General features: G+C 57.8%; 9 protein-coding genes and 1 tRNA gene. 1 reads left to right on the top strand and 9 read right to left on the bottom strand.

Features of this window, described 5'->3' with window-relative positions; all coding sequences use genetic code 11:
* Positions 1-37 precede the first annotated feature (37 nt).
* The 9 genes from HMPREF1986_RS00205 to HMPREF1986_RS00165 all read right to left on the bottom strand — a co-directional run bounded on the left by HMPREF1986_RS00205 (position 38) and on the right by HMPREF1986_RS00165 (position 8,977).
* On the bottom strand, positions 38-460 hold the full coding sequence (locus HMPREF1986_RS00205) for a hypothetical protein (RefSeq protein ID WP_021772684.1): 423 nt from the start codon (positions 458-460) through the stop codon (positions 38-40).
* 374 nt (positions 461-834) lie between these two features.
* Positions 835-1,650 (bottom strand): ABC transporter ATP-binding protein, encoded by an 816-nt coding sequence (locus HMPREF1986_RS00200; protein ID WP_021772683.1) that lies wholly within the window; start codon positions 1,648-1,650, stop codon positions 835-837.
* A complete protein-coding gene (locus HMPREF1986_RS00195; protein ID WP_021772682.1) occupies positions 1,640-2,659 on the bottom strand; it encodes a FecCD family ABC transporter permease in 1,020 nt (339 codons plus the stop codon). Before HMPREF1986_RS00195 ends, HMPREF1986_RS00200 begins: the two co-directional genes overlap by 11 nt.
* A 70-nt stretch (positions 2,660-2,729) precedes the next feature.
* Complete coding sequence (gene isdE, locus HMPREF1986_RS00190) at positions 2,730-3,770, bottom strand: heme ABC transporter substrate-binding protein IsdE (RefSeq protein ID WP_021772681.1); 1,041 nt, start codon at positions 3,768-3,770, stop codon at positions 2,730-2,732.
* Complete coding sequence (locus HMPREF1986_RS00185) at positions 3,767-5,116, bottom strand: heme-binding Shp domain-containing protein (protein ID WP_021772680.1); 1,350 nt, start codon at positions 5,114-5,116, stop codon at positions 3,767-3,769. The genes isdE and HMPREF1986_RS00185 overlap by 4 nt, the downstream gene beginning before the upstream one ends.
* A 16-nt stretch (positions 5,117-5,132) precedes the next feature.
* Complete coding sequence (locus HMPREF1986_RS00180; RefSeq protein ID WP_021772679.1) at positions 5,133-5,924, bottom strand: class B sortase; 792 nt, start codon at positions 5,922-5,924, stop codon at positions 5,133-5,135.
* A gap of 369 nt (positions 5,925-6,293) precedes the next feature.
* Positions 6,294-7,142: a hypothetical protein gene (locus tag HMPREF1986_RS00175; RefSeq protein ID WP_021772677.1), complete on the bottom strand. Its 849-nt coding sequence runs from the start codon at positions 7,140-7,142 to the stop codon at positions 6,294-6,296.
* An 11-nt stretch (positions 7,143-7,153) separates the two neighbouring features.
* A complete protein-coding gene (locus tag HMPREF1986_RS00170) occupies positions 7,154-8,014 on the bottom strand; it encodes a hypothetical protein (protein ID WP_021772676.1) in 861 nt (286 codons plus the stop codon).
* A gap of 114 nt (positions 8,015-8,128) precedes the next feature.
* Entirely contained in the window at positions 8,129-8,977 is an 849-nt protein-coding gene (locus HMPREF1986_RS00165) for a MurR/RpiR family transcriptional regulator (protein ID WP_021772675.1), read from the bottom strand.
* Between the two features lie 226 nt (positions 8,978-9,203).
* On the opposite strand from HMPREF1986_RS00165, the gene HMPREF1986_RS00160 reads away from it, so the two are divergent.
* Positions 9,204-9,275 (top strand) — tRNA-Arg (locus HMPREF1986_RS00160).
* Positions 9,276-9,305 lie beyond the last annotated feature (30 nt).

The following is a 9,305-nucleotide window of genomic DNA, read 5'->3' as shown; positions in this document are numbered from 1 at the left end:
GCCCTGATGCCTTACGGGCGCCCTTCGCCCGAGAGCCTTAGTTGATCACATCCAGGTAGACGTTTCTCACATCGTGCTTGTGTCCGAGATAGCTCAGCTCGAGGCTGACCTTTACGGCGCCGTCCTTTGAGATCAGATCATTGTCGACCGCGGAGAAGGTGATCACCTGGTTTTTATCAGGCTCCCTCCTCTCTCCGTTAATCGTCATCGAGGTGATTCTCCCCGTGATGAAGAAGTAGGTCACATCCTTCACGTAGACCTTCAGCCCCGTCGTCTCTTCTCCTTCCTCTGTCAAAACCTGCCGGAAGCAGGCCTGCGCGTGCTGTGGATACTGCTTCGTGAGCGCCGCATCGCGGAACAGGAAGGGCCCATTCAGGTTGCTGGCGAATGCGGAAAGGGAAGTCCCGATCAGCAGAGCCATGGTAAGAATTACCGACGCCAGTTTGTTTCTTGTCTTCATCTTGATTCCTCCTTCTGTAAATCAAACAATGTTTTCCTCTCGCCCCTTCCAGAGCATCGAGTGTTCTTTCGATACGGAGGCCTTCCCTCCGCCCGGCATCCACCTCTCCGAAAATTCCGAAAAAACTGTTCCTTTGCCGCCTGCCGCTTTGTCGACCTGTGAGCAGGCCGTCTGCCGCCCCGGCGTTTAGCGATCTGGTTTCTCAAGATCGCTTATCGGCCGCTGGCCGCGGCAGTCGGAGCGAGAGCGTCCTGCGTCGGGGCGGCAAAGCAGCAGGAAAGGTAGTCTTACGCACGTAAATTGCTTATGCGCCGCTGTCTGCGGCAGGCAGCCTGCCTATGGAACGGCCGGGCGGCGCAAAATAGGAAGATAAGTCATACCGCCAGCACGAATTTCTGCCCCGACAGCTCCGTGAGCGGGAGCGCGATGCCGTAGAGCTCCCGAAGGAAGTCCGGTGTCACGAGCTCCTCCGCCAGACCCTGCGCCGTGATTCTGCCGTCCTTCATCCCCACGATCTCATCCGCGTAGCGGATCGCCTGGTTGATGTCGTGGAGCACCATGACGATGGTCATGCCGTAGTCCCGGTTCAGCCTCCGTATGAGCTGAAGAAGCTCGATCTGATAGCGGATATCGAGGAAGCTCGTCGGCTCATCCAGCATCAGAAGCTCCGTCTCCTGGGCCAGCGCCGCCGCGATCCAGACCCGCTGCCGCTGTCCCCCGGAGAGCTCCGAGACCATCTTTTTCCGATGCTTTAAGACATCCGTAAGCTCCATCGCCCAGCGAATGGCTTCGCAGTCACTCTTCGATCCCGCGCTCTGGAAGGCGTGGAGGTAGGGCGTCCTCCCGTAGCCGACCAGCGTCTCCACACAAAGGTCCGGCGGCGCAGTATTGCTCTGATGAACGATCGCCGCCCTCCGGGCGAACTCCTTCCGGCTGAGCTCCTCTATCCTCACTCCGCCGAGCAGAATCTCCCCCTCATCCGGGGAGAGATTCCTCGCCATAAGGCGAAAGAGCGTCGTCTTCCCGCAGCCGTTTGCGCCAAGGAGCACGGTGATCTTTCCCTTCGGGATGCAAAGATCGATATGTGAAAGCACCTTCTCCCGCCCGTCGTAGGAGAAGCTGAGATCCCGGATCTCCATCGCGTCCGATGCTTCCACCATGTCCCTCTCCTTTTCCAGTCTATATGCCATAGCTTTTATCGCTCCTTCTGATCAGCAGGATGAGCAGCGGTCCTCCGACGATCGAGAGGAGAATCGCAGCCGGGATCTCGTGGGGGAAGGCGATCCTCCGCCCGATCGTGTCCGCGAGAAGGAGAAGAAGCGCCCCTCCCAGTGCGGAGAAGGGGATCAGGATCTTATGCCGGGAGCCGACGAGAAGCCTTGCGATGTGGGGCACAATCAACCCCAGGAAGGATACTACGCCAAGCTCCGCGGCAGCGGAGGATGCGAGCACCACGGCGACCAGAGAGACCGCGATCCGAGCGGCCGTCACATTGAGCCCGAGCCCCTCCGCCGTCTGATCACTAAGGAGCAGGAGATCGCACTGGTAGAAGAGCATCCAGGAGAGCGTGAGCCCCAGCACCGCATAGCCGGCGAGGAGGAAGACATCCTCCCAGGTCTTCTGGGAGATGCCCGCGTTCGCGATCCCGGCGACACCGGAGAGATTTCCCCCGCTCATCGCGGTGAAGGCCTGCATCAGTCCCGTGAACACCGCGTTCACCGCGACGCCCACTAAGATGATGCGAAGCGGATTCAGTCCGTTTCGAAAGGCCAGGAGATAGACGAGCACGCAGGCGGCGATCCCTCCGGCGAAGGAAAAGATCGGAAGGAAGAAGTAGAGAGAGGGGAAGAGGGCCGTGGTCAGAGCGGATGCGAAGCCCGCCCCCGCGCTGATCCCGATGATGCCGGGATCGGCGATCGGATTTCTCATGCAGGCCTGGAACAGCACACCGGAGACAGAGAGCGCCGCCCCGCCGAGCATTGCGATGAGGATCCTGGGGAAGCGGAGATCCCAGACCGCGGCGACATTCTGATCGTAGCGCACGAAGAGTCCCAGATAGAGCTCCCTCGGTGTGATGGGAAGGCTCCCCGTGTTCACGGAAAACCAGAAAAGAAGGAGAAGGAGCAGCGCCGCGACGAGGAAAAACACTGCTGTGCGCCCCCTCCTCCCCGTATTTCCTTCCGCTGTCATTTCCTTCATCTCTCCCCCCTCGTTTCCCTTTTTCCCTTCATTTCCTTCGTTTCCTTCATTTTCTTCCTTCCCTTTTTTCTCATTCTCCGTAGAGCATGGGCTCCAGTATCCGGAGCGCCGCCGGGAAATTGAACTTCGCGCTCATCCCAAACTCCTGGTAGGGAAGGTCGTAGACACATCCGTCCTCTACCGCCCGGAAATGTCTCCAGATCTCATTCGTCTCGAATTCCTGATGAAACATGGCCTCTACATCCTCCGGCAGAGCGTGGGCCGCCCGCAGTATGATGTCCGGGTCCTTCCTCTGCATATCCTCCGTATTTGCGACAATGAAGTCCTGTGCCTCGTCCTCATAGACATTTCTCCCGCCCGCAAGCCGGACCAGACTTCCCACATAGCTCTTCCCCGTCGCGACGACATAGGAGCCCGGAAGCCCCATCAGGATCAGAACGCTCGGACTCTCCCGGCCCGCATGTTCCTTTTGATAGGCATAGTAGAAGGCGGAAAACTCATCGACCATCCGATCTGCCTCCTCCCCTCTTCCAAGGAGTGCCCCCAGCTCCTCCACGCTCTTATACAGTCCCTCCACGCTCTCCAGATTCAGAAAGATCCCCTGAAGCCCCGCTGCCCGGAGCTTCGGCTCCATATCCTTCTCCAGAGAGGCGGGGCCGATGACATAGTCGGGCTTCAGCGTCTTGATGATCTCCATATCCGGCCCCATGGCGGTCCCGACCCTCGTCACCGCGCTGTAGCGGGACGGGAGGGAAGAGAGGCTGGATTCCGGGACGCCGACCAGCGAAAGATCGAGCCTCGCCATAATTTCCACTGTCGCGGGACTGGTCGCGACGATCCTCGGGGAGGAAGAGGCTTCGCTTCTGTCCTCTTCGCTCTCCTCCTTCCGGACCCCTCTTTCACTCTCCGCGCTCTCCTTTTTCGGAAGCTCTCTCCCGCCTTCTGTATTCTCCTTTTCGGGGAGCTCACTCCCGCTCTCCGCGCTCTCCGAAAGCCCCTGTCCCCCTCTGCCCCCGCTCTGATCGATGCAGGAGCCAAGGAGGACTGCCGCTGCGAGAAGAAGCGCCGCTCCCCTGCAAAAAGCTCCCCCTCTTCCTCTCAAAAGCCTCATCTTTCCTCTCTTCCTCCCCGCTCTTTGGGCCTTCCTTCTCCATTCTTCTCCGCATTCGCTCTCTCATCCCCGGCCGATCCCCTATCTCTCCTCCTTCCGAAAAAGAAGAAGCAGCCTAAGAGGACAGCGGAGAGAGCGAGCAGTAAGAGCATGACAAGCTTCGAAGCGGAGAACTCACTCTTATGGTTTTTCTCCCCCTTTTCTTCCGGAGAGGAGGCTTCGTCCTTTTTCCAGCTCTCACCGGAGATCCCGACCGCATTTTTCAGGAGGGGCTCCGTCAGCTTCCTCGCTTCCTCCATGGGCTGCGCCGAGAGATCGTAATCGGTATCCAAATGATAGCCGCTGTCCCCGGAATCCCCGCTTCCCGATAAGCTTTCACCTCCGGATACGAAGGAGCCTTCGCCTCTCGATAAGCTTCCGTCTCCGGAGGGATTCCCGCTTCCGGAAAGACTCTCTCCGCTTTCTGAAGAGTCTCCGCTTCCCGAAAGCCCTCTGCCGTCCGAAGAAGCTCTCCTCGCTTTAAGATCCGCGGGCTTCTCCGGGATGCCTGTCACAGGAGAATCCGCGTCTCCGCTTCCATTTCCTTCATTGCCTCCATTTCCACCATTTCCTCCATCTCCCGCATCCCTCTCCCGATACTCCCGATAGAAGGAAGCTGCCGGGCGCTCCGCCGGATCAGGGGAGACTTCGCTCTGCTCTCTGCCCCTTTCCTCGGGATATCCTCCCTCAGAAACAGAATAAGAAGCTTCCCTCTCCGATCCTCTGCTCTCTCTCCCCTGAGCCCCCGAGCTCTCCGCCCGGGCATTCTCCTGAGAAAGCACGAAATCCCCGCTCCCCGGAACCGGATTTCCGAAGCGGAAGAAATAGACGACATTTCTCCCCATCGGCTCTACATAGGCCTTCCCCCGGAAGACAGAATCCATGCTTTTGACCTTCATCCGGTAATCCGTGTAGCCGTACTTCTCGTCGATATTGTCGGCTCCCTCCCGGGGCGCTCTCGTCTGCATCTCCTGAAAGGAGAGAGGGGAGAAGGAGCCTCCGGAACGCTCCTCGAAGCCCACGTCGCGCACGAACTGGCTCAGATAGTAGCGGACCGTGAGATACATCTCTCCGCCCTCTCCCACCTCCAGAAGGCCGCTCCTTCCGCAGAGCTTCTCCGTCATGCCCTGCCCTATAGCCTCATTGTTTCCCGGGTCCTCGATCTCTCCGCTCTCCGGATCGCGGTAGCTCGGACTCACCGTTACAAGATAATTCCCCTTCGGAAGCGCCCATACGAGGGGCGCTCTTCCCAGCAATGCCAGGAGGAAAAACACGGAAAAAACCGCTCTTTGAAAAGCTCTCCTCATGAAAAGATCCTCGCCCCTACTTCACTCGCCGCGCCATCACGACGAATCTCCCGTCCTTCGTGCTGTAGTCGCAGGTGGAGAGCGTCAGGAAATCGTCCCCCCAGTTTCCCTTCTCCCCGGTATCATAGAGGCTCAGCGCCTGCATCCCCTCCAGCGCCGCCCTGCACTCCTTCTCGGACGCCGTCGTAAAGCCATAGGGGAGCGCCTTCGGATCCCCGCTCTTCCCCGCCGCAAAGATCTCATAGCGGCGCGACTCCTGCAAAGTATCGAGCTGTATGCTCTTATGCCCCTCCCAGTAGCTCTTTTTCCCATAGCGGAGAAGATCCGCAAACATGGAGCCGTTCTTCATGTTGTGGCCGTAGACGATCAGATTTCCCCCGTATTCATTGATGCGGGAGCCCTTGTCCAGAAAGAGAAGGCCGTTTTGCGATTCCTTCTTGTCAAAGCCCCTGTGGCTGTAAAATTCCGGGTCCTCCGGCGTCCACATGACCGGGTAATCGATCTTCGTGCCGTCGATCGTGAGCCAGGCGACAAGATCCGGATTCTTCAGGAAAAGTTCCTGATACTCCCCGGAGACCTCCCGTCCGTCCAGCTTCGGGAGTGCGGCGGGGGACTCCGCCGCCGCCTGATTTTTCAAAGCCCGGAGCGCCTCGATCTCCTTCTCCGCCTCCCTGCCCCGGACAAAATAGACGAGGAGAAGCACGATACACGCTGTCGCCGCGCAGAGCCCCGCATTTTGCAAAAGCCTCCGATACTTTCCAAGCTTCCAGTTTTTCCGAAGCATCCTGAATGTCTTCTCCAGATTCATAGCTCTAAGACCGTCCTTTTCCCCTTCCGAAATCTTTTTTCCCCGCCGCGAAATTCTCTCCGCGCTCCCGGCGGAATCCTCTCGATTTTCTCTCCCGCGGTAAAGTTAGTTCGTCTTAACTAACATCATTTTGTATAATATAGTTGCTTTTTCAGCCTGTCAATACGAGAATTTTGTCGTTGCAGATTACGCAACATTCTTCCGGAGGAATTTTCGAGGCGCTCCGGCTCAAAAAGCCTGGATAAAGGGGAAGCTTTCGTTGCATAGCCTGCAACGAAAGCTTCCCCTTTATTGAAAAATTTCCCAATGGGAAATTTGGATTCCACACGTAAAATCAAAAATCGAGCGGCAGCGGCTGTCTGCCTTTGCTCAGTCGTACATCCTTGCCTCCAGATACGCGCTCCCCATCGGCATCGCCAACGGCCCGACGGAACAGGAGATCCGTACATGGAGACGGGCCCGAAGGCGGGAGAGATCGCCCCGGTAGGCGATCCAGAAGGAGGACAGGGGGAGCAGGAGCTCCTTCTCACGGATCTCCGCCCTCTCCCAGTCTCCCGCGTTTTGCTCCCCTCGCTCAAATTCGAAGACCCTCGCGATCCCGGAAAACCATTGTCCCATGGCGGACTGATGCGTCAGCGTCCGAAGCCGAAGCCGGAGCATCCATGCGCCGTCCCTCTCCGTGAGCTCCCCCGTCCGCTCAAAGCCCTCATTCGCCATGGAGAGCTCCCGGATGCTGCTCTCCTTCCGCTCCTTCCAAAAGCTGAGGAAAAGAAGCTGCCCCTCCCGAAAGCGAAGCTTTCTTTTTTGCAGAAATTCCTCCCCCGAGCTCCCGAACCACTTTCCCGAGGCGACATTCCGGTAGCCGCAGGAGGAGCAGAGCACGCCGATATTGCTGAGGACCATCGCCCCCTCCTCCGAGCAGTTCTGGATCACAGCGGCGGCATCCGCCTCCGCCTTCTCCGCCTCCACCTGATGTGCCAAAAGCCAGTTCCGAAGTCTCGTCACCCGCTGATTGGTCGAGCGGAGCCAGGCGTCTCCCTTTTCCGTGAAGCGATACTTTTCATCTAAAATCCCCTCCGCGCGATAGGGCATCAGTCCCCGCATCACCGTAGAGCGGTTCACCTTGAGCTTCCTCGCGATCCGGCTCAAGGAGGGAACGCCGGACTCATCCTCCTTCCCATCCTCAAGGAGCGCCCTGAGATAGTCGATTTTCTCCACCTTGCCTCCCCTCAGTCAAAAAGGAGCGGGAGCTCCAGGAGAAGCGCACGGCTTTTCCGCTCTGTCTCCTCCTCTCCCGCGCCCTCCGTGATCAGCTGAACCGCGAGCTCTCCCTGCAGGATCTTGTAGTTTGGCACATATTCGAAGCTGAAGGCCGTGAGGGGGATGCGGACCTTCCCTCCCTCGTTTTTGAAATCCGTCCGCTCGTTCTTCGAGCGGCAGCGGATACTGCAAAGCCTTTCCCCCTCCCGAATCCAGCTAAGCTCCAGACAGCTTCTCTGCGGGGCGATAATGAGCCTTGCGGAAGGAAGAAAGGCGGAGGAGAATTCTGCCTCCCGGTATCTCTGCCGCATGCTCTCTTCCGCATCCCCCCGATCCGATCCTCTCCCCCCTTCCAAAAGCTCAAACGCCACCTGATAGCTTCCAAAGGGGATCTTTCCGGAGAAATCCGTATCCGTGATCAGCTCCCCGTGGACCTCCCCCGCCGCCCTCTCCTGCTCCTCCCGGCAGCGCTCCGAGAGCCTTTCCAGCGCCGAAGAGGGATAGAGCACGAGCAGATGATCCGCGATCCTCTCCCTCTCCCCGGGCTCTATCCCGAGCTTCTCCTGCTCATGGCAGATCGCCTCCCAGGGGAGAAGGTAATAGCGGTAGAGCCTCTCCGCCTTCTTCGTCGGGAGGTACTCCCTCTCCGAAAGATAGCCCGCATCCGAAAGCTCCGCTACAGCGCGCCGCACTCTCTTTGCGGAGAGCTGTCCCTCCAGCGCCTTTATGAGGCAGGGGACGACCCTCTTCATCCCCTCCCCCGTCTCCTGCATCCGGACGCGAAGACAGCTCCACTGCTCCTCCGTGAGAGGCAGTTTCCTCTCTTCCATCCCTTCCTCCTCTCCCGGTCTCAAGCAAAAAGCGGGCCGCGGGCTCTCGATCGCTCCGTTTCCCCGATCCGCCGGGCCGTGTATCTATTCCGCTTCCGCCCAGCCGATCCCCTCTCATTTATCGGCGAGCGCCCTCTCCGTCTTCTCATGATTTTCCATGCAGCTTCTGTAATGTCTTCTATAGTATTCGGAGTACATGATGTCCACGAGGAAGAGCTGACTGATCTCTGCGGAGGTGGAACCGCTCTGCAGGCCGCCCTCATTGGCACCGGAAAGGAGGATGAGATCCGCATATTCCGTGAGCTCGGATTTCGTAAAGCGCGTGATCGCGATCACCTTCGCGCCGGAGCCCTTCGCAAGCCTCGCGATCTCCACGATATCCTTCGTCGCCCCCGAATAGGAAAAGATCACCGCCGCGTCCTCCGGCCCCATCATAGAGGCCATCATAAGCTGCACATTGGCGACCTCGCTGCAATAGACCTTCGGCTCGACCCTGAGAAATTTGTTCATCGCCTTCATCGCCGTGAGCATGGACGCTCCGACACCGAAGAAAATCACCCGCTTCGCCCGGGAAATCGCGTCCATCGCAAGCGTCACCTGCTTTAAGTCCAGGAGAGAGTAGGTCTCCTGGATCGCGGAGATATTCTCCGTGAGCACCTTCTTCGCAAGATCCGAGATATCATCCTCCAGCCGGATCCTCTCCTCCGTCTCCGGGAGCTCCTCCCGTCCGGAGCGCATGGAGAGGGAGAGCGTCATCTTGAACTCCTGATAGCCCTTCATATTCATGGTCTTACAGAAGCGAAAGACGGAGGTATCCCCCACATCGCAGGCCTCCGCGAGGTCAGAGATCGACATAAACAGGACCTTCTTCGGATTTTCGAGGATAAAGTCCGCCACCCTCTTCTCCGCCCTCGTAAACTGATTATAGGCAGAACGTATTTTTGTGAGATAATCCTCCTGCATGGAATCACCTGTCTTTCCGAAAGCTTCCTCTTTCCGATGCGCTTATGACTTAGCATTTATCATTTATCATTTATCGCTCATCTCCGAGCAACTGTCATTTATCACGATTCTCTATTAAATATAGCATGTTAAAAAATTATTTTCAATAAAAATGCTCTCTTCGGAAATAAAGTTTTTCTGATTTCAGCTTGTATTTTCCGGGTACTTGTTTTAAACTAGGGAAGTCGCCCCCGTAGCTTAATGGATAGAGCGCTGGCCTCCGACGCCAGTAGTGGCGGTTCGAGTCCGTTCGGGAGCAGAAAGAGAAGAGGAGCGGGAAGTGAATTCA

Origin of the sequence: Oribacterium sp. oral taxon 078 str. F0263 (genome assembly GCF_000469565.1) — a bacterium.
Taxonomy (GTDB): domain Bacteria; phylum Bacillota; class Clostridia; order Lachnospirales; family Lachnospiraceae; genus Oribacterium.
This window is presented reverse-complemented; position numbering and strand designations above follow the sequence as displayed.